Annotated in this window: 21 protein-coding genes, 4 tRNA genes and 1 riboswitch; of the genes, 18 read left to right on the plus strand and 7 right to left on the minus strand. The window is 51.1% G+C overall.

Annotated features, from left to right (window positions below):
* Positions 1 to 96: 96 nt before the first annotated feature.
* The 3 genes from H8K29_RS02140 to H8K29_RS02150 all read left to right on the plus strand — a co-directional run bounded on the left by H8K29_RS02140 (position 97) and on the right by H8K29_RS02150 (position 1,788).
* The gene (locus H8K29_RS02140) at positions 97 to 513 is read left to right on the plus strand and encodes a GFA family protein (RefSeq protein WP_222611390.1); all 417 of its coding nucleotides are present in this window, start codon (positions 97 to 99) and stop codon (positions 511 to 513) included.
* Positions 514 to 682: 169 nt separating this feature from the next.
* Positions 683 to 1,117, plus strand: coding sequence for a YidB family protein (locus H8K29_RS02145; RefSeq protein WP_186896226.1), 435 nt, complete (start codon positions 683 to 685; stop codon positions 1,115 to 1,117).
* A 134-nt stretch (positions 1,118 to 1,251) separates the two neighbouring features.
* The gene (locus tag H8K29_RS02150) at positions 1,252 to 1,788 is read left to right on the plus strand and encodes a flavin reductase family protein (RefSeq protein WP_186896227.1); all 537 of its coding nucleotides are present in this window, start codon (positions 1,252 to 1,254) and stop codon (positions 1,786 to 1,788) included.
* A 156-nt stretch (positions 1,789 to 1,944) separates the two neighbouring features.
* On the opposite strand, the gene H8K29_RS02155 is transcribed toward H8K29_RS02150, so the two are convergent.
* Positions 1,945 to 2,862: a LysR family transcriptional regulator gene (locus H8K29_RS02155; protein WP_186896228.1), complete on the minus strand. Its 918-nt coding sequence runs from the start codon at positions 2,860 to 2,862 to the stop codon at positions 1,945 to 1,947.
* A gap of 178 nt (positions 2,863 to 3,040) precedes the next feature.
* Here H8K29_RS02155 and H8K29_RS02160 point away from each other — a divergent pair, with 178 nt between their 5' ends.
* Both H8K29_RS02160 and H8K29_RS02165 read left to right on the plus strand, forming a co-directional pair.
* Positions 3,041 to 3,643, plus strand: coding sequence for an FMN-dependent NADH-azoreductase (locus H8K29_RS02160; RefSeq protein WP_186896229.1), 603 nt, complete (start codon positions 3,041 to 3,043; stop codon positions 3,641 to 3,643).
* A 38-nt stretch (positions 3,644 to 3,681) separates the two neighbouring features.
* On the plus strand, positions 3,682 to 4,560 hold the full coding sequence (locus H8K29_RS02165; protein ID WP_186896230.1) for a pirin family protein: 879 nt from the start codon (positions 3,682 to 3,684) through the stop codon (positions 4,558 to 4,560).
* A gap of 76 nt (positions 4,561 to 4,636) precedes the next feature.
* Here H8K29_RS02165 and ttcA read toward each other — a convergent pair whose 3' ends face one another.
* The 3 genes from ttcA to H8K29_RS02180 form a co-directional block, all read right to left on the minus strand.
* Positions 4,637 to 5,587 (minus strand): tRNA 2-thiocytidine(32) synthetase TtcA, encoded by a 951-nt coding sequence (gene ttcA, locus H8K29_RS02170; protein ID WP_186896231.1) that lies wholly within the window; start codon positions 5,585 to 5,587, stop codon positions 4,637 to 4,639.
* Between the two features lie 8 nt (positions 5,588 to 5,595).
* Complete coding sequence (locus H8K29_RS02175; protein ID WP_186896232.1) at positions 5,596 to 5,994, minus strand: dihydroneopterin aldolase; 399 nt, start codon at positions 5,992 to 5,994, stop codon at positions 5,596 to 5,598.
* Positions 5,995 to 6,121: 127 nt separating this feature from the next.
* A complete protein-coding gene (locus H8K29_RS02180; RefSeq protein ID WP_186896233.1) occupies positions 6,122 to 6,919 on the minus strand; it encodes an SDR family oxidoreductase in 798 nt (265 codons plus the stop codon).
* 45 nt (positions 6,920 to 6,964) lie between these two features.
* Between H8K29_RS02180 and H8K29_RS02185 the strand changes: the two genes are divergently transcribed.
* The 5 genes from H8K29_RS02185 (at position 6,965) to H8K29_RS02205 (ending at position 12,686) form a co-directional block, all read left to right on the plus strand.
* The gene (locus H8K29_RS02185) at positions 6,965 to 8,140 is read left to right on the plus strand and encodes a class I SAM-dependent methyltransferase (RefSeq protein ID WP_186896234.1); all 1,176 of its coding nucleotides are present in this window, start codon (positions 6,965 to 6,967) and stop codon (positions 8,138 to 8,140) included.
* 112 nt (positions 8,141 to 8,252) lie between these two features.
* Positions 8,253 to 8,450, plus strand: a complete 198-nt coding sequence (locus H8K29_RS02190) for a DUF2905 domain-containing protein (RefSeq protein ID WP_186883809.1) — start codon at positions 8,253 to 8,255, stop codon at positions 8,448 to 8,450.
* A gap of 203 nt (positions 8,451 to 8,653) precedes the next feature.
* A complete protein-coding gene (locus H8K29_RS02195) occupies positions 8,654 to 10,288 on the plus strand; it encodes a tetratricopeptide repeat-containing response regulator (protein ID WP_186883808.1) in 1,635 nt (544 codons plus the stop codon).
* Positions 10,289 to 10,388: 100 nt separating this feature from the next.
* The gene (locus H8K29_RS02200; protein WP_186896235.1) at positions 10,389 to 11,942 is read left to right on the plus strand and encodes an HDOD domain-containing protein; all 1,554 of its coding nucleotides are present in this window, start codon (positions 10,389 to 10,391) and stop codon (positions 11,940 to 11,942) included.
* Positions 11,943 to 12,041: 99 nt separating this feature from the next.
* Positions 12,042 to 12,686: a LysE family transporter gene (locus H8K29_RS02205; protein ID WP_186896236.1), complete on the plus strand. Its 645-nt coding sequence runs from the start codon at positions 12,042 to 12,044 to the stop codon at positions 12,684 to 12,686.
* A gap of 6 nt (positions 12,687 to 12,692) precedes the next feature.
* On the opposite strand, the gene H8K29_RS02210 is transcribed toward H8K29_RS02205, so the two are convergent.
* Genes H8K29_RS02210 through H8K29_RS02220 form a run of 3 tightly spaced genes read right to left on the minus strand, consistent with a single transcriptional unit; the run spans position 12,693 to position 14,443 of the window.
* Positions 12,693 to 13,496 carry a hypothetical protein gene (locus tag H8K29_RS02210; RefSeq protein ID WP_186896237.1) on the minus strand — a complete coding sequence of 268 codons (804 nt, stop codon included), beginning with the start codon at positions 13,494 to 13,496 and terminating at the stop codon, positions 12,693 to 12,695.
* Positions 13,489 to 13,860, minus strand: coding sequence for an arsenate reductase family protein (locus H8K29_RS02215; protein ID WP_186896238.1), 372 nt, complete (start codon positions 13,858 to 13,860; stop codon positions 13,489 to 13,491). The genes H8K29_RS02210 and H8K29_RS02215 overlap by 8 nt, the downstream gene beginning before the upstream one ends.
* A gap of 10 nt (positions 13,861 to 13,870) precedes the next feature.
* On the minus strand, positions 13,871 to 14,443 hold the full coding sequence (locus H8K29_RS02220; protein ID WP_186884179.1) for a TMEM165/GDT1 family protein: 573 nt from the start codon (positions 14,441 to 14,443) through the stop codon (positions 13,871 to 13,873).
* A gap of 92 nt (positions 14,444 to 14,535) precedes the next feature.
* A riboswitch (yybP-ykoY riboswitch) is annotated at positions 14,536 to 14,642 on the minus strand.
* A gap of 179 nt (positions 14,643 to 14,821) precedes the next feature.
* Here H8K29_RS02220 and H8K29_RS02225 point away from each other — a divergent pair.
* The 8 genes from H8K29_RS02225 to nusG all read left to right on the plus strand — a co-directional run bounded on the left by H8K29_RS02225 (position 14,822) and on the right by nusG (position 18,350).
* Positions 14,822 to 15,544, plus strand: coding sequence for an MgtC/SapB family protein (locus H8K29_RS02225; protein WP_223826793.1), 723 nt, complete (start codon positions 14,822 to 14,824; stop codon positions 15,542 to 15,544).
* A gap of 72 nt (positions 15,545 to 15,616) precedes the next feature.
* Positions 15,617 to 15,701, plus strand: a tRNA-Tyr gene (locus H8K29_RS02230).
* A 39-nt stretch (positions 15,702 to 15,740) separates the two neighbouring features.
* Positions 15,741 to 15,814, plus strand: a tRNA-Gly gene (locus H8K29_RS02235).
* A 32-nt stretch (positions 15,815 to 15,846) separates the two neighbouring features.
* Positions 15,847 to 15,921 (plus strand) — tRNA-Thr (locus tag H8K29_RS02240).
* 74 nt (positions 15,922 to 15,995) lie between these two features.
* Positions 15,996 to 17,186 (plus strand): elongation factor Tu, encoded by a 1,191-nt coding sequence (gene tuf, locus H8K29_RS02245; protein ID WP_186896239.1) that lies wholly within the window; start codon positions 15,996 to 15,998, stop codon positions 17,184 to 17,186.
* Between the two features lie 73 nt (positions 17,187 to 17,259).
* Positions 17,260 to 17,335, plus strand: a tRNA-Trp gene (locus tag H8K29_RS02250).
* Between the two features lie 38 nt (positions 17,336 to 17,373).
* Positions 17,374 to 17,757 carry a preprotein translocase subunit SecE gene (gene secE / locus H8K29_RS02255; protein ID WP_186886080.1) on the plus strand — a complete coding sequence of 128 codons (384 nt, stop codon included), beginning with the start codon at positions 17,374 to 17,376 and terminating at the stop codon, positions 17,755 to 17,757.
* Positions 17,757 to 18,350: a transcription termination/antitermination protein NusG gene (gene nusG / locus H8K29_RS02260; RefSeq protein ID WP_186886081.1), complete on the plus strand. Its 594-nt coding sequence runs from the start codon at positions 17,757 to 17,759 to the stop codon at positions 18,348 to 18,350. The genes secE and nusG overlap by 1 nt, the downstream gene beginning before the upstream one ends.
* Positions 18,351 to 18,369 lie beyond the last annotated feature (19 nt).

An 18,369-nucleotide genomic window follows, 5' to 3' on the forward strand; every position in this document is an offset into this window, starting at 1 on the left:
GCGGGCTTCCTTTTTTTATGTCGTATGATATTCAGCACCAATTGAGTCTTGTTTGTTTAACCTTGTGATTCATTCGTCCTTCAGGAAATAGGAGCTATGCTGAAAATCGTCGGTAACACCGTTATTCAGGAAAAACATAAAGCGACTTGTCATTGTGGTGCCGTGGAATTAGAGCTGGATCTACCCAATGGCATAGTCGATGCACGTCGCTGTGATTGTTCTATGTGCAGGCGACGTGGCGCTATCGTTGCTTCTGTTCCCTTATCTGGAATCAGGATAATCAAGGGGATGGAATTTCTGAAGTTATATCAATTCAATACCTTCACCGCTAAACACTATTTTTGCGCAAACTGTGGGATTTACACGCACCATCAACGCCGCTCAAATCCTGAGCAATACGGCTATAACGTCGGTTGTCTGGAAGGTGTGAACCCATTTGATCTTCGCGATGTGCCAACCAATGACGGCGTCAATCATCCGGCAGATCGACAACGGGCTGCAGCGGAAAAATGATTCCTTGTATGCAGTGAATGAATTCTTGGGTAACAGTGCAGGGCAACGATTTTCTGAAACCAATTGCTGCGCATTTGGCTGATCTGTGCTTATACTAAGTAAGCCAATCTGGTCAGATCCTGAATGTAGGGACATTCAGGCGTTCAGTAGCTTAGTTGAGGAGATGATGATGGGATTATTCGATTCAATCGCAGGACAGGTGTTGGGCTCGTTGACGCAGTCCGGTCAGGCAGGCGCGACGCAGCATGCGGGGTTGTTGGAAGCGATAGGCGGTTTGATGAATAATCCGCAGATCGGCGGCCTGAGCGGTTTGATCACCATATTTCAGGAAAAAGGGCTGGGTGGCGTAGTTTCCTCGTGGGTTGCAATCGGCGAGAATCTACCGATATCTGCTGAGCAGTTACAGTCGGTACTCGGCAGTGAACAGGTGCAGGCGATCGCTGAAAAATTTGGATTTTCCTCTGAGGAAGTGTCTGGTCATCTGGCAGAACTGTTGCCTCAGGTCGTCGACAAGTTAACGCCGGACGGTACTGTGCCTGAAGGCAATGCGATGGGCGATACCCTGGGCAGTGTGTTGGGGATGTTAAAGGGCATGAGCCGCTGATCGCAGCGTTTTGTTGATAACGGAATGTTGCACAATATGAGCCTGTGAATCGTTGATCGTTTCACGGGCTCAGTTTTTTGTGCTTGTATGGATAGCGTGCAGCAGTGAAGACGACAATTGAGTGAACTGAAATCATGCCCAAAAAATCTTATCCCTTAGCCAAAGTCTATGGCTTGCTGGAACCGGGGCCGGTGGTGTTGCTGACGACGGCGGCTGCAGGGCGGGCGAATGTGATGACGATGTCGTGGCATGCGATGCTGGAATTCGAGCCGCCGCTGCTGAGCTGCGTTGTCAGCAATCGTAATTACTCTTTCGATTTGCTGATGGCGACGCGGGAATGTGTGATTAATATTCCGACGGCAGAGATTGCGGAGCAAGTCGTGCAATGCGGTAATGTCAGCGGTGCGACGGTCGATAAATTTCTGCAATGCGGGCTGACGCCGGTCGCCGCAAAAATGGTGGGTGCGCCGCTGATCGCTGAATGTTATGCGAGTCTGGAATGCCGGGTGGTGGACATCAGCAGGGTCAAAAAATACGGTCAGTTTGTGCTGGAAGTCGTCAAGGCGTGGCGTGATCCGGCTGTGGCGGCGCCGCGCACCTTGCATCATCTGGGTTACGGCAAATTCATGGTCGCTGGCGACATCATTCAGTTGAAATCAACCATGCGTTAATGGCTGCAGCCGCCATTTTTCAGCTATTTCCGGCCCCGGAAGCTGAAAATATACTGGGGGGAGTATATTTTAAAGCCCTTTGTTTATAATGAGATAAAGGCGAAATCGCCATATACTCCCATGAAAACCTCAATTTCTGAGGTTTTTTCTGGCTTTTCAGGCTGATTGTTTCGACGCGCAGGTCGATTCAAATTGCTGCTGCAAGGCATCGAGAAATACTCTGGTGCGCGCCGGCATCAGACGGCGGCCGGGGAACACTGCCCACAGTTTGATATCCGGCGATTGCCAGTCGCCGAGGATGCGTATCAGTTCGCCCGATTTCACATAACATTCGGCAAAATTATCCGGCAGCATGATGATGCCATCGCCGTTGCGCGCGAGGCGCGTCAGGAGTTCCGGCGAATTGGCGCTGGCGCGTCCGGGTGGAATGCCTTCCCATTTTTCTTCATTGCGACTCAGTTTCCACGGCGTTGCTTCGCCATTGCGCGCCAACAGCAGCAAAGCATCATGCTCCATCAGCGCTTCCGGCTCACTGGGTAAGCCGTGCCGCGCGATGTAGGCGGGCGACGCGTACAAACCCACCGTGAACACCGCCAGCCGGCGCGCTGCGAGCGAGGCATCGTCCGGCAGATCGCCGGTGCGGATCGCGACATCGAAATTCTCACCGATCAGATCAACACGACGTGGTGATAAATCAATTTCAAACGCAATCGCCGGATGTGCGGCGATCAGCGCAGATAAGAACTGGCTCATTTCCTGATTCGCAAAATCGGCGGGCATCGAAACCCGCAGGCGTCCCGATGGTTCGGCCTGGCGATGCTGGGTCAGTGCCAGAGTGGCATCCACTTCTTCCTGCACATGCTGCGCGTGTTGCAAGACATGCTGACCGAATTCGGTGACGCTGAGTTTGCGGGTCGTGCGCAGCAGCAGCCGTTCACCGAGTTGCGATTCGAGTGCCGTGATGCGGCGCGACAACGTCGATTTCGGTACCGCTAAACGGGCCGCCGCCTTGCTGAAGCTGCCTTCAGCCACAATGCGGGCAAACAGTAAAAGATCATTCGCTTCCAGTTGCATCGTCGTTCTCTTTTCGCCTGATTTTTTGTGGGAGTTTGGGGAAACTGACTGATAAACAAGCCATTGTTCCATATTTGGGATAATGATATCCAATTTATGGTCTTCTGGAATGCGATTGGAACATATAAAGTACGTTCATGGTCATCTGATCCTTAACCACTTTATCGAAGGCAAGAAAATGAAACTCTTACAAATCAATTCCAGCGTCCGTTCCGAAGGTTCTCATTCCAACCGTTTGTCAAAAGTGCTGGCCGAGCGTTTGCTGACAGCAAATCCGGGCGCAGCGCTGACGGTGCGTGATCTGGGACATACGCCACATCCGGCACTCGACGAAGCGGCCTTGCAAGCCTTGTTCACACCAGCCGATCAGCGCGATGCGGCGCAGCAGGCGCGTGTGGCACAAGATGATGCGCTGATCGCAGAAATTCAGGCAGCAGACGTGGTCGTGCTCGGCGCACCGATGTATAACTTCGGTATTTCTTCCCAGCTGAAAAACTGGATCGATGCGATTTCCCGTGCTCAGGTCACTTTCCGTTATACCGCGAATGGCCCTGAAGGTTTGCTGACCGGCAAAAAAGTGTATGTGGTGCTGACCCGTGGTGGCTTGTATCGCAACACAGGGAATGACACACAAATGCCTTACCTGAAAACTTTCTTCGGCTTCCTCGGCATGACCGATGTGGAATTCATTTACGCTGAAGGTCTGGCGATGGGCCCTGACGCCGAAGCGGCAGCGATTGCTTCAGCGACGCAACAAATTGAAGATGCACTGAAAGCCTGATTGCCATTTGGCGCAATCAGTTAAAAAGGAGAATCAGGATGAGCACCGTACATACAGATCTGCAGACAGAAAACGTCAACCAGTCGCGGGTGGTGGAACAACTGGTCGCCGGTCAGGCGACCTCCGATGGCGCTGGCGTCAAACTGACGCGGGTGTTGACCCAGCCGTTCCAGTATCGTCTTGATCCTTACCTGATGCTGGATGCGTTTGGCAGCGACGAGGCGGACGATTACATCGGCGGTTTCCCCGACCATCCACATCGCGGTTTTGAAACCATCACTTACATGCTGACCGGTTGCATGCGTCATCGCGACAGCGCCGGACACGAAGGTTTGCTGCAAAACGGCGGCGTGCAATGGATGACCGCAGGGCGTGGTGTGATTCATTCAGAATTGCCGGAGCAGGAAGAAGGCCGCATGGCGGGCTTTCAGTTGTGGCTGAATTTGCCTGCCAAGGATAAGATGACAGAGCCGTGGTATCGCGATATTCAGAGCGAAGCGATTCCTGAATTGCTGACCGCAGAAGGCGTGAAAGCGCGCGTGATTGCCGGGCATAGTCATGGCGTTGCCGGTGCGATGCAGCGTGAAGTAACGCAGCCTTTGTATCTCGATATTCATTTGCCTGCCGGAACGCAATTCCGCCAGCATCTGAGTGCGACGGCCAACGCGTTTTTGTACGTGTATGAAGGTGAGCTGGAAGTCGCGGGCAAAGCAGTGCCGCAGCAAAGAATGGCGATTTTGAAAAAAACAGCGGATGCCGATGGCGTCATCATCAGCGCTGCCACACCTACCCGCGCATTGTTAATTGCCGGTGAGCCGCTGGGTGAAACGATAGTCCAGTACGGGCCGTTTGTGATGAACAGTCAGCAAGAAATCTTCAAAGCGATCAGCGATTTCCGTGAAGGTAAATTTGCCTGAAACGGACGCAGCATAGAAAATAAAAAAGCGGACATGAATGCATTTCATGCCCGCTTTTTTTGTCAGGGGAAAAGCCTTAATCGTCCTGATCCTGGCCCAGATGCAGTTGAATCACGCCGCTGGCTGGCGTGGCGCATGGCTCTTCGTCAAATGCGATATCGCCATCCGGATTTGCTTCGCCACTGATTTGCAGATCGGTGAAGTTGAACAGGTTTTTATCCATCAGATGGGAAGGCACAACGGTCGATAAAGACGAGAAAATATTATCGACGCGACCCGGATATTTTTTATCCCATTCACGCATCAGATTTTTGATTTGCTTGCGTTGCAGGTTTTCCTGCGAGCCGCACAGGTCGCAAGGAATGATAGGGAAATTTTTGACTTGCGCATAACGCTCGGTATCGGTTTCTTTGACATATGCCATCGGCCGGATGACGATGTGCTTACCGTCATCCGATTGCAATTTGGCTGGCATGCCTTTAATTTTTCCGCCGAAAAACATATTCAGGAAAAAGGTTTCGAGAATATCGTCACGGTGATGGCCGAGTGCAATTTTATTCGCACCCAATTCATCAGCAACCCGGTACAGAATGCCACGACGCAGGCGCGAACACAGCGAGCAGGTGGTTTTGCCTTCCGGGATCAGGCGCTTGACGATGCTGTACGTATCCTGATTTTCGATGTGATACGGAATGCCGATTTTTTCCAGATACGCCGGTAAAACATCGGCTGGAAAGTTGGGTTGCTTCTGATCGAGATTGACCGCGACGATATCGAAATGTATCGGTGCGCGTTCGCGCAGCGTCATCAGAATATCGAGCAAGGCATAGCTGTCTTTGCCGCCCGACAGACAGACCATGACTTTGTCACCGTCTTCTATCATATTGAAATCGCCAATCGCCTGCCCAACCTGACGGCACAGACGTTTGTGCAGCTTATTATTTTCGTAGGTGATTTTTTCCTGCGATTTGGCAACGGCTGCAGGCGCATCTGCCTGTGCTGTTAAAGATTCATTGATTGCTTGCATGGTCTGACTTAAATTTCTGTTTTGATCTGGAATACTTCAACGCCGACGCCTTCACAATCGGGATACACATCCGGCTTCATGGTCGATACGCGTACGGCGCGCACACGCGGATGTGCCAGCATGATGCGGGCGACGTCGTCGCACAGCGTTTCCTGCAAATGCACGTGACCCTGCGCAACGCGGGCGGCGATCGTGCCGCGCATGAAATCGTAATCGACGACTTCATCAAGCTGATCGTCTTTCGGTGTCGAGAGTGCCAGCGGAATATACAGATCGACATTGATCATGACGCGCTGTTCGCCTTTTTTCTCAAACTCGTGAACGCCGATGTTGATCGACACTTCGTAATTCCGCAAAAACAAGCGGCGGCAGTCGGCGAGTTGTGGGTGGTGCAAAATGGATAGCATAAAGAGCCTGATAAAAGAGCCTGATAAAGTAAAAACGTTTTCTGATTCGGGTAGCCTGCGGCAAGCGCGTTGTCAGGCCTGCGTATCATTTTCTGTGATTCATCCGCAGTAATTCATTTGCTGTGATTCATGAGTATTGATTTGCAGTGGCAACAAACATCACATCGCGCTGCAAAGGAATTAAATGCTGCCCGCCATCGACCAATAAGGTCGTGCCTGTCATGGCCGGGCTGTCGGCAACAAAACAGACTGTGCGCGCAATATCTTCCGGCGTGCTGGAACGACCCAGCGGCGTAACCTGATGCGCCTGCTGAAAATCGGCCTCGCTCTGATGGCCGGACACCATCGTGATGCCGGGCGCGATACCAACCACTCGCACTTTCGGTGCCAGCGCCTGTGCCAGCGTGGTGGTCGCGCATTGTAGTGCAGCTTTGGACAAGGTATACGATAAAAAATCGGGATTCAGATTAAATAATTTCTGATCGAGCAAATTAATCACGCAGGCTTGCTGGCCTTCGGCGGTGGCCGCATGCAGTGCTTGTGCGAGGATCAGCGGCGCACCCAGATTGGCGTGCATGTGGCGGTCGAGTGCCGCATAGGTAAAGCTGCTGGCGCTGTCTTCTGCAAACAGGGACGCATTATTCACCACGCAATGCACCGCGCCCATCGCGGCAATCGCCTGCGGTAACAAAGCGCGCGTCGCGGCTTCATCAGCCAGGTCGCATTGCAAAGCGATTGCGCGTCGCCCCAGCGCCTGAATTTCCTGCACCACGCTGGCGGCATCGGAGGCCGAGGTGCCGAAATGCACGACGATATCCCAGCCTTGTTGCGCCATCGTCAGGGCGATATGCCGCCCTATGCGTTTCGCGCTGCCGGTAACGAGAGCAACACGCGCCTCGGTGTTGCTGAGCTTGGTCTGGGTCATGGAAATTCTTTAACGTGACTACGGGGTTTTTACTACAATGCCGGTATGCAAAAATTATCTCTTCCTATTCCTGCGCCGGAGGCGCTCGCAGCTTCACAAGCACTGCAACAGCTCATCATTGACGACATCAGGCAACATCAGGGCTGGATCCCTTTTTCGCGCTACATGGAACTGGCCTTGTATGCGCCGGATCTGGGTTATTACAGCGGCGGTGCCACAAAATTAGGCAAAGACGGCGATTTTACAACAGCCCCGGAAATGTCTGCTTTATTCGGTGCGACGCTGGCCACGCTGGCGGGCAAATTATTCGCCCAAACCACCGCGCAAGTCATGGAATTCGGTGCCGGTACAGGTAAGCTCGCCAGAGACTTTTTAACGGAATGTCAATTTTCTGGAATAGCGATAGAGCGCTATTTTATCGTGGAATTGTCCGGCGAATTGCGCGCCCGTCAGGAAGATTTGCTGAAAGACTTTCCGCAGGTGGTCTGGTTGCAGGAAATGCCAGCGTCTTTTTCCGGCATTGTGCTGGGCAATGAAGTGCTCGATGCGATGCCGGTCGATCTGGTGCGCAAGACCGCCGATGGCTGGTGTGAGATAGGCGTGGCGCTGGCGGACGACGGTGGCGCAGCGCCTCTGCAATACCGCGAACGCACGTGTGATGCGGCAAAATGCGCGCAGATTCCCGATGCCGGTGAGCTGCCGGTTGCTTATCTGACTGAAGTGCATGCGGTGGCGACGGGTTTCATGCACAGCCTGGCGCAGATGCTGAATGCCGGTTGCGCAGCGACTGGCAAAGGCGGCGCGGCGATCCTGATCGATTACGGTTTTCCGGCGCAAGAGTATTATCATCCGCAGCGCTCGCAGGGCAGCCTGATGTGCCACTATCGCCATCACGCACATCCTGATCCGTTTTATTTGCCAGGCTTGCAAGATATCACCGCCCATGTTGACTTTACTGCCATGGCGCGCGCGGCGCTGGAAGAAAATTTGTCTGTATTGAGCTACACCAGTCAGGCCGGTTTTTTACTCGAATCGGGCATTACAGACCTGCTCAGCCGTACCTCGCCGGAAGAGGTGATGGCTTATCTGCCGCAGGCGAACGCACTGCAAAAACTGATCTCTCCGGCGGAAATGGGCGAGTTATTCAAAGTCCTTGTGGTCGGCAGCGGCGTTGATCTTCCTGACAATTTACTGCGGCACGACCGTAGTCACCGTCTTTGATCGCGTGCTGACGTGAAAATAGGCGTCCAATATACTGGGGGGAGTATATTTTGAAGCCCAGTGTTTATAAGGACATAAAGGTGTTTTTGATGAAAACAGGGGGGAGTATCTGATGTTTCGTTGGGTATTGACGATATTTCTGGCCGTCGTGGTGTTTTCCAGCCTGCTGCCGTGGCTGGAAAAACTGGGCATAGGACGCTTGCCCGGCGACCTTCGTTTTCGCTTATTTGGCCGTGATTTTTCTTTTCCGTTTGCCTCGACGATACTGATTTCGCTGGTCGTGTTGTTGCTGGCGCGCGTCTTCAAGTGAACGCAATAGCGCAGAAAAAATGCCGGTTTTGCACCGATTTTGCAGCGTTGGCCGATTAAAGTTTTTACGCTATTTCGCCGTCACTTTAATATAATGAATCGACAGGCGTGGCAGCAATCAGGAGGTTGCTGAACTTATATCAGCATTGCTATCTGATATGTCTTACTAGCGATTACAAACAAAAAATTACGCTAAAGGTAGAAATGAGCGAACTCAGCGAAATCAGGGCATTGCTCATTGAACCGCATCAGGGAATGCGGGTCAGTTTGCACAATATGCTCAATCTGTGTGGCATTACAAAAATCGAGCACTCGCTGACTGCCGGTACTGCAGTGCGGACCATACAGGCAAAAGTATTCGATCTGATTCTGTGCGAATACGATCTCGGCGTCGGTCAGGACGGCCAGCAATTGCTGGAAGACATGCGCCATCACAAGCTTGCGCCTTTATCGACCATCTTTATTATGGTGACCGCCGAGCGCTCTTACGCCAAAGTCGTCAGCGCCGCTGAACTTGCCCCGTCTGATTACCTGCTCAAGCCATTTACTGCCGACATGCTGCTGGAACGTGTAGTTCGCGCGCTGGAAAAACGCAAAGCCTTTGTCGATGTCTATAACCTGATGGAACAGGGTCAAGTGAGCGAGGCGATTACCGCCACCTACCACGGCGAACGTGAATTTCCGCGCTATGTGATTGATTTCATGCGTCTGCGCGCCGAACTGCATGTGGTGCTGGGCGAAGCCGCCGAAGCCGAAGCGCTGTACACCCAGCTGTTTGAAATGAAAGCCGTCGCCTGGGCTCGCCTGGGTCTGGCGAAAACGCTGTACATGCAGGGAAAATATCAGGAAGCGGAAAGCATCCTGAAAAATCTGGTCGCGGAAAACAGCAAGTACATGGATGCGTATGACTGGCTTGCCAAAACACATGAAATGGTTGGCCAGCTCCCCGAAGCGAAAGAAGTGCTGGATACGGCAGTCGCCGTTTCGCCGCACGGTGTACGCCGCTTACGTAATCTGGGGCGGATTGCGATGGAAACCGGTGACATCGAAACCGCAGAAAACGTGTTTAAAAAAGTCGTCAGCAAGGCAAAATTTTCTGAATTCCGTGATCCTGAAGATCACATGAATCTGGTCGATGCGCTGGTCAAAAAAGGCGACACCGATCAGGCTAAATCGGTGATCCGCGACATGGACAGAAGTATGGTCGGTCTGAAAAAGACCGCGGCCTGCCGCGCGATTTCAAATGCGATGGTGCATGCCAAAACCGGTGACGCGAGGTTGACCGAAGAACTCGGTGCCGCCGTCGAAGCCTCGCGCGAAGACATCGGTTTATCGACTGGCGCCAAGATCGGTCTGGCGAAGAGTTGCCTTGATAACGACAATGAAGACGCGGCTTCCGAAATTATTCTCGACGTGATGAAAAATGCGGCGAGTAACCAGCAGGTCATGAACAAGGCGATGGGCGTGTTTGAAAGCGCCGGCAAAGGGCATCTGGCGAAAGAGCTGGCACAGCGCAGCAAGAAGGAAGTTATGGATCTGGTGGCGCTGGGTGTGCAAAAAGCGAAGCAGGGCGATTTCCGCGGTTCTGTCGAGCTGATGACGGCCGCTGCCCGTAAATCGCCGGATAATTCACAAGTGGTGATGAATGCTGCGCTGGCGGCATTGAAATGTCTGGAAAATCTTGGCTGGGACAATACTATCGGCGAGCAGGCGAAGGCGCTGATCGAATCTGCGCGTCATCTTGATCCTATGAATCCGCGTCTGAAGGCGATTCGGGGTTTATATGATGAGCTGCAGAAAAAGTATGGTTTGAGTATCAGTCGTTTTACAAAAAATTAGATCGATTGCCATATCTGCCAGCCGTATCGGCGATTGATCGAACAGCAGGCAGGAGTCGCACAGTATCTTGTCGAATTCATTGGCTGCACACGCAGGAACTATGGCAACTTATCCAACAACAGGTTTTTCTCAGATTCCCCTCGAGTCGCATCGCGAACGCTTATTAAAAAAAATCCGAGACGAAAACGATTTACCGACACTAGGTGTCGCGATCGCTAAAGTCGTTGAAATTACTTCGTCCGGCGAAGATTCGGTGTCACGTCTCGCGCATTTTGTCTTGTCGGATGTCGGTCTGACGCAAAAAATCTTGCGGTTGGCAAATACGGTGCAATACCGGACTGCGGCTGGCGCTGCGGTGACGACCATTTCACGCTCGATATTTCTGCTCGGATTCAATACCGTTAAAACCAGCGCGCTGGCGATGCTGCTGGTCGATTTTTTCAAAGATCAGGCGCAGGCGATCAGTGTACGTAAAGAGCTGATTCATTCTTTGTGCGCCAGCATTATCGGCCGCGAAATTGCACAGCGTGGACGTTTTCAGGATGGCGAAGAAGCGGCGGTTGCTTCCTTGTTCAAGAATGTCGGCAAGGTTCTGATTGCCTCGTTTGACCACGGATTATTTTCTCGTATCCAGAATGTCGCTGCCACCGGAGAAACCAGTGAAGATGCGGCATCGGTCTTGTTGCTCGGCTGTAGCTTCGAGCGTTTTGGCGAGCTGGCGTTGCAAGGCTGGAAAATCCCGGACGCAATTATTCAGGCGATGGCGCCATTGCCTTCTGGCGAGCTGCGCAAGAGCACGCAACGTAATGAATGGCTGAAACAAGTGGCAAGCTTCAGCGATGCGCTGGCCGGTATTCTGATTTCGGGTGTCGGCGATAAATCAGCCCGTTATGAAAAATTGCTGAAGCGCTTCGGTAAAGTGCTGGAGCTGGATCAGGCGATGCTGGACGATTTGTTGCTCAAAGTCGAAGCTGAGACCCGCCAGATGGCAAAGAGCATGGATATTGCCTTGCCAGAGGCGAATGCAGAAGCACCGGAATTATTGAAGGCGCTGGGTGTTCCCAGTGAGTTTTTGCTGAAGACCGCCGAAGTCACTCCCGCGCAGGAAGCGATTCGTTACCCCAGCGGAAAACCGCACAACGCGCGTGATCTGTTGCTGACCGGCGTGCAGGATGTGACGCAGATGCTGACCTCCGATGACTATAAATTGAATGATTTGATCTTGCTGGTGCTCGAAACCTTGTACACCAGCATGGGATTTCGTTTTGCCACAGTCTGCCTGCGCGATATCAGCAGCGGGCGTTATGTCGCGCGCCTGGCGGTTGGTGAACATTATGCAGAACGGCAAAAGAGCTTTTTCTTCGGCGGCAAATCCGAGTCTGATTTATTTGCGCTGGCCTTAAGCAATAATGCTGACGTGATGATTTCGGATGCGATGGTGCCAAAAATCCGCAGTTTATTGCCAGCCTGGCATCAGGAATTATTACCGGACGCCCGCAGTTTCATTATTTTGCCGCTGGTCATACAAAAGAAGCCTCTAGGCTTGTTTTATGCGGATCGCGCGACCACCGCAGATGAAGGCGTGCCGCCGGATGAAACCGCTTTGATAAAGACCTTGAAAAGTCAGTTACTCGCGGCGATGATGCGAGGCTGATTTTTTATTCTACGATCTGCGATTGATTGCGGCAGCGGCTACAATAGTTTTTGTGTTTTTTTTGCAGTTTAATTTCAGCGCTCGTCGCTATTGATGATTATGACTTTTTCTACCTGGTTTGCCTTTCTGATTGCCGCTTGTGTAATCGCTATTTCCCCTGGTTCTGGTGCAGTGTTATCGATGTCGCATGGGCTGAATTACGGCGTCAAAAAAGCCAGTACAACGATACTGGGCTTGCAGGCTGGCTTGTTGTTGATTCTGGCGATTGCCGGGGCAGGGGTGGGTTCGATTCTGTTAGCGTCAGAATTCGCGTTTAATATCGTTAAAATCGTTGGTGCGCTGTATTTGATTTATCTCGGATTTAATCAATGGCGTGCGCGGGTAGAAGTTGTGAAGGAAGAAGAAAAAAAAGTCACGCTGACACAGTTGCCCACTGCGCGCCGACGTTTCCTGATCGGATTTTTTACAAATACGACGAATCCTAAAGGCATCATTTTTATGGTGGCGGTGTTACCACAATTTATTTCGCATGATGCGCCGTTGTTGCCGCAGCTTTGCATACTCGGGGCGACTATGTGCGGCGTCGATCTGATCGTGATGCATAGCTATGCGTATGCCGCCTCGACCATGCAGAGATATTTCAGTGATCCACGCTGGTTAAAAAGCCAGAATCGCTTCTTCGGCGGGATACTGATGGCGATTGGGGCTGCGCTGTTTTTCGTCAAACGCAGCCCGTCCAACTGATTTGCTTTAGTTCAGCTCAATACCTTGTTTCTTGGCGAGAGAATCAATGTCTTGCCAGATGGTCATCTGATTTAACAAGCGGGTTGCCGGGTCCAGCATGGCATTTAGATTGAAGAAGCGCTCCAGCGATGTTTCGTCAAATTGACTGCGCTGAGAAAAATTGATGCGACCGTATTGCTTATTGAAGGCATTCAGTAAATCTGCCGGTGTGTCTTTGTGCCACGATTGCATCAGACCACCGACCATCAATGCTGTATCGGTGGTTTGTTCCAGACTGCGTGGATTTCGGGCAACGCTGATATCGCGGTAATCGAGCAGGCGCGGGAAATAGAATTGTTTGATCCAACTCGCCGGAATTCCGCATTCTCTTTGCAAAGAACCACTGCGCCAGAGTTTCCAGCTTTTCTCGGCTTCACCTTCACTGACGAAATGCGTGTCTGCCTGCACGACACAATCTTCCCCGAGCACGATTTCCAGTACGACCGGTAAGCCGGTTTCACTGGCAATGCTTTCCAGCTCCGGCATTTGCGGTTTTTCGCCGCGATGATTCTGCAGCGCTTGCACGAAAGCTGCCATGATGTCCTGATGTGCGTGATGGACCGCGCCGGTGTTATTGCAGAAATCTGCACACGCAGCGAAGTAGGCCATCAACTCGCCTATTATGATTCCTGGTATTGATGCGCCAGCGGCATCTTGCAAACCCTGGCGCACACTACTCATCGCGATACCATTTCTTAAAATCGGATAAAGCTGGGTTGTTGTGCAACCGAATTTGACGATACTGCCAGCGGCAAGTTTAAATTCACTCATGTGATGAAACTTTCTTAAATAGGTGCAGCACTTGTTCCGGCGGACGTCCTATGACCGCTCTTCCATTGAATGTAGCGATAGGACGTTGCAGTAATTTGGGACAATCTGCGATGGCCTGAAGCGCGCGGGAAACGTCGGCTTCCGCCAAATTTTTCTCGGCATATTCCGCTTCGTTAGTACGCAACATTTGTTGTACATCGCCGCCCAGTTGCTCCAGCAGCGTCGTTAATTGTCCGACCGACAGCGGTGTTTTCTGGTAGTCGATGACCTTTAATTCCTGCGCGTGTTCAGCGCAGGCAGATTCGAGTATCGCCAGTGCTTCACGTGATTTGGAGCAACGCGGATTATGATAAATCGTCAGCATTTCTTTCTCTTTATAAAAAACGATCGCCGATACCCATCAGCACCAAGACACCAAGAATAGCGAATACGCCAGCAGCAATCCAGCGGACTATTTTGAATGGAAAATTCGGCGCTGCGATTTTTCCTAAAAAGACTGCAGGAATATCAGCAATCAACATACCCAGCGTTGTACCTGCGATAACCAGGTAGAGATTCGAGTATTTTGCTGCCAGTGCGACCGTTGCCAGCTGTGTTTTATCGCCGATTTCGGCAATAAAGAAAGTGATGCAGGTCAGCGCGAAGACGCCGTATTTTCCTTCACTCAGGCCTTCATCTTCCATTTCATCAGGTTTCAGTGTCCAGGCTGCAATGGCCAGAAACGATAATCCTAGCGCCCAGCGCAACAACGTGGAGGGAATATTAGTGGCAACCCATTGGCCGAGTAATCCGGCCAGAGCATGATTGGCTAAGGTAGCAATCAATATGCCGAGAATGATAGGGATTGGTTTTTTATAGCGCGCTGCCAGTAATAAGGCGAGCAATTGCGTTTTGTCACCAATTTCGCCAACGGTGACGGCCAGAGCAGAGACGAGGAAAGCTTCCATGATTTTTATTGAGATCGGGCGCTGATAACCAATGACAGCAACACTCCGCCCGATCTCCGGTAACAGAAGTGCAACTATCAAAGGTCTTGCCAAATCCCGCGCAGATCACAGGATCAACCGCACCATGACTGTTGAGTCAAGTATGTTGATGCGATTTCTTCAGCAAGGCTGAAGCAGGCTACTCCCCAATGAATGTGAGCGCGGATTATACTGCATAGTCGCTTGCGGATGATAGGTTTAAAAAACGGGAACTGATTTTTACCCGGATATCTTACGCAGGTAGCGTAAATTGCTTTCCGCCACAGACTGATAGTTGATAAACTAAAAAACGATTTACATCATTTATGGGGCGTTATGGGAAGTTACCTGAGTCATTTCATGAGTTTCTGGTCGGCCGCCGAACTGAACGCCAACATCATCATATTCTTAAATTTGGCTGGCGCAATGTTGCTGGGCTTTGTTGTCGGCTACGAGCGCTCTTATCACGGACGTGCCGCAGGCATGCGGACCTACGGGCTGGTATGTATGGCTTCTGCAGCGTTGGTCGTGATTGCCGGTTACCCTGACTTCTGGTACGGCGGTCGGGCGATAGCGCCGGTGGCGCTTGATCCGACCAGAATTATTCAGGGAATCGTTACCGGTATTGGTTTTCTCGGTGCCGGTGTGATCATGAAGGAAGGATTCACGATCAGCGGTTTGACGACGGCTGCTTCGGTGTGGGCGTCATCTGCGATCGGTGTTTTGGTCGGAGTAGGCTTTTATGCCGCGGCAATTCTGTTGGCACTTTTGTCGGCTGCCTGCATGGTATGGGTGCATCGCCTTGAGTCCTGGTTACCTTCACAAGCGGCAATTGTGATCACGATACGTTTTAAAAAGGGATTTTTGCCGGATGAGAAAACAATGGGCGAAATGGCTTTGAGACGCGGTTATGAAATGGCCAGTGGTACGTTGGCGATTGCACAGAGTAATGGTGCTCTGGAGTGGCGTTTTGTTGCCGTCGCAATGGATAAAAAGCTTGCGCTGCCAATCAGTGTTTTATCTCAGGACTTCGAAAAATTTGACGGCGTTGATTCCTTCCAGTTGTCGCATGCACGAAATTGACTCTTTTCGACAATTTTTTTAAATAGCTCTTGACATCAGTGCTTCGGATCTCTATAGTTCTGAGTTCCCTATGGAGGGGTGGCCGAGTGGTTAAAGGCGACAGACTGTAAATCTGTTCTCTCTGAGTACGCTGGTTCGAATCCAGCCCCCTCCACCATAGGAAAGAATTTGTATTGCGGCTGAAGTGGTAGCCCCTGCGGGTGTAGCTCAATGGTAGAGCTGAAGCCTTCCAAGCTTATGACGAGGGTTCGATTCCCTTCACCCGCTCCAGTTATTTTGCATGGCTTTGTGCAGACTAAGCTGCCCTTGTAGCTCAGTGGTAGAGCACTCCCTTGGTAAGGGAGAGGCCACGTGTTCAATCCACGTCAAGGGCACCATGTAAGCTGGTGTTTCAAGTCTGAAGTCGTCGGGCGCGTGCCTGAGTATCTCATAAAATCGTTAGGAGTCCAAAATGGCAAAAGGTAAGTTCGAACGCACCAAGCCGCACGTCAACGTAGGTACAATTGGTCACGTTGATCACGGTAAAACAACATTGACAGCAGCGATTGCAACAGTATTGTCTGCAAAATTCGGTGGCGAAGCGAAGAAATACGACGAAATCGACGCAGCACCAGAAGAAAAAGCACGCGGTATTACAATTAATACTGCCCACGTTGAATACGAAACAGCAACACGCCACTACGCTCACGTTGACTGCCCAGGCCATGCTGACTATGTTAAAAACATGATCACTGGTGCGGCTCAGATGGACGGCGCGATTCTGGTTTGCTCCGCAGCAGACGGCCCAATGCCACAAACACGTGAGCACATCCTGTTGGCTCGCCAGGTTGGCGTTCCATACATCATCGTTTTCCTGAACAAATGCGACATGGTTGATGACGCTGAATTGCTGGAACTCGTTGAAATGGAAGTACGTGAATTACTGTCCAAATATGAATTCCCAGGCGACGATCTGCCTATCATCCAAGGTTCCGCAAAACTGGCGCTCGAAGGCGACAAAGGTCCATTGGGCGAAGAAGCAATCCTGAAACTGGCTGATGCACTCGACACCTACATCCCAACACCAGAGCGCGCTGTTGACGGCGCCTTCCTGTTGCCAGTAGAAGACGTATTCTCCATCTCTGGTCGCGGTACAGTGGTGACTGGTCGTATCGAACGCGGTATCATCAAAGTTGGCGAAGAGATCGAAATCGTCGGTATCAAAGACACAGTTAAGACAACATGTACTGGCGTTGAAATGTTCCGCAAATTGCTGGATCAAGGTCAAGCTGGTGACAACGTCGGTGTTCTGCTGCGCGGTACAAAACGCGAAGACATCCAACGTGGTCAAGTGTTGGCAAAACCAGGTTCAATCAAGCCACACAGCCACTTCACAGGCGAGATCTACGTTTTGTCGAAAGATGAAGGCGGTCGTCATACACCATTCTTCAACAACTACCGTCCACAGTTCTACTTCCGTACAACGGACGTCACCGGTTCGATCGAGTTGCCAGCAGACAAAGAAATGGTGATGCCAGGTGATAACGTCTCTATCACAGTCAAACTGATCAACCCGATCGCGATGGAAGAAGGTCTCCGCTTCGCTATCCGTGAAGGTGGTCGTACTGTTGGTGCGGGTGTTGTTGCTAAAATTATCGAGTAATTTTTAAAGTTCATTCGAAATAAGTATTGCGGCTTGCCAAGGTCGCAGTACTTATCAAGTGGTTCTAAGATGTAGGGGTGTAGCTCAATTGGCAGAGCGTCGGTCTCCAAAACCGAAGGTTGTAGGTTCGATTCCTACCGCCCCTGCCACCGTCAAGGCCGCAGGGCACCGAAAGTAAATCAAAAGTATGTCTAATCATTCCGTACAAACAGTAAGTACCTCCAATGACAAATATAAAGTCATTCTGGCTGGTGCTGCAGTCGTTTCTGGAATTGCTGCTTTTTACATTCTCGCTGGTCAGTCGACTTGGGTTCGGGTTGTTGCTCTTCTGGCGGGCCTGGTTGTTGCTGTCGGACTGCTTGCAATTTCCGAAGTTGGTCGTAATTTTTTTGATTTCGCTAAAGAATCTGTTCGTGAAACAAAAAAGGTTGTCTGGCCTACGCGCAAAGAAGCCGGTCAGATTACGGCAGTGGTGTTTGGTTTTGTATTGGTCATGGCGATCTTTCTCTGGGGGACGGATAAGTTTCTCGAGTTTTTGTTGTATGACGTAATTCTTGGATGGAAAAAATAATGAGCGATAACATTCAGGAAAACGAGCAAGGTACAGCGCCTGAGGTGTCTGTGCCTAAAAGCGCTAAAAGATGGTATGCCGTTCACGCCTACTCAGGCATGGAAAAAAGTGTGCACCGTGCTCTGGTGGAGCGTATTGAGCGCGCTGAAATGCAAGATCTGTTCGGTCGTATTCTTGTGCCAACAGAGGAAGTGATTGAAGTTCGCAATGGTCGTAAAGTAGTGACTGAGCGCCGTTTATTCCCAAGCTATGTATTCGTTGAAATGGATATGACGGACGATACATGGCATCTGGTAAAAAATACCAGCAAAGTGACTGGCTTTATTGGTGGTAAGTCGAATAAGCCTGCGCCGATTCCTCAGCATGAAGTAGATAAAATTCTGCAGCAAATGCAGGATGGCGTTGAGAAGCCAAGGCCAAAAGTATTGTATGAAGTTGGTGAAGTTGTACGTATTAAGGAAGGCCCGTTCACTGATTTCAACGGAAACGTTGAAGAAGTTAATTACGAGAAATCCAAAGTGCGTGTAACAGTGACGATTTTTGGTCGCGCTACACCAGTTGAGTTGGAATTTGCTCAGGTTGAAAAAGTCTGAGAGTAGCAATCGTTGATCA

This window comes from Undibacterium sp. CY21W (assembly GCF_014284265.1).
In the GTDB taxonomy this organism is placed as follows: Bacteria; Pseudomonadota; Gammaproteobacteria; order Burkholderiales; family Burkholderiaceae_D; genus Undibacterium; species Undibacterium aquatile.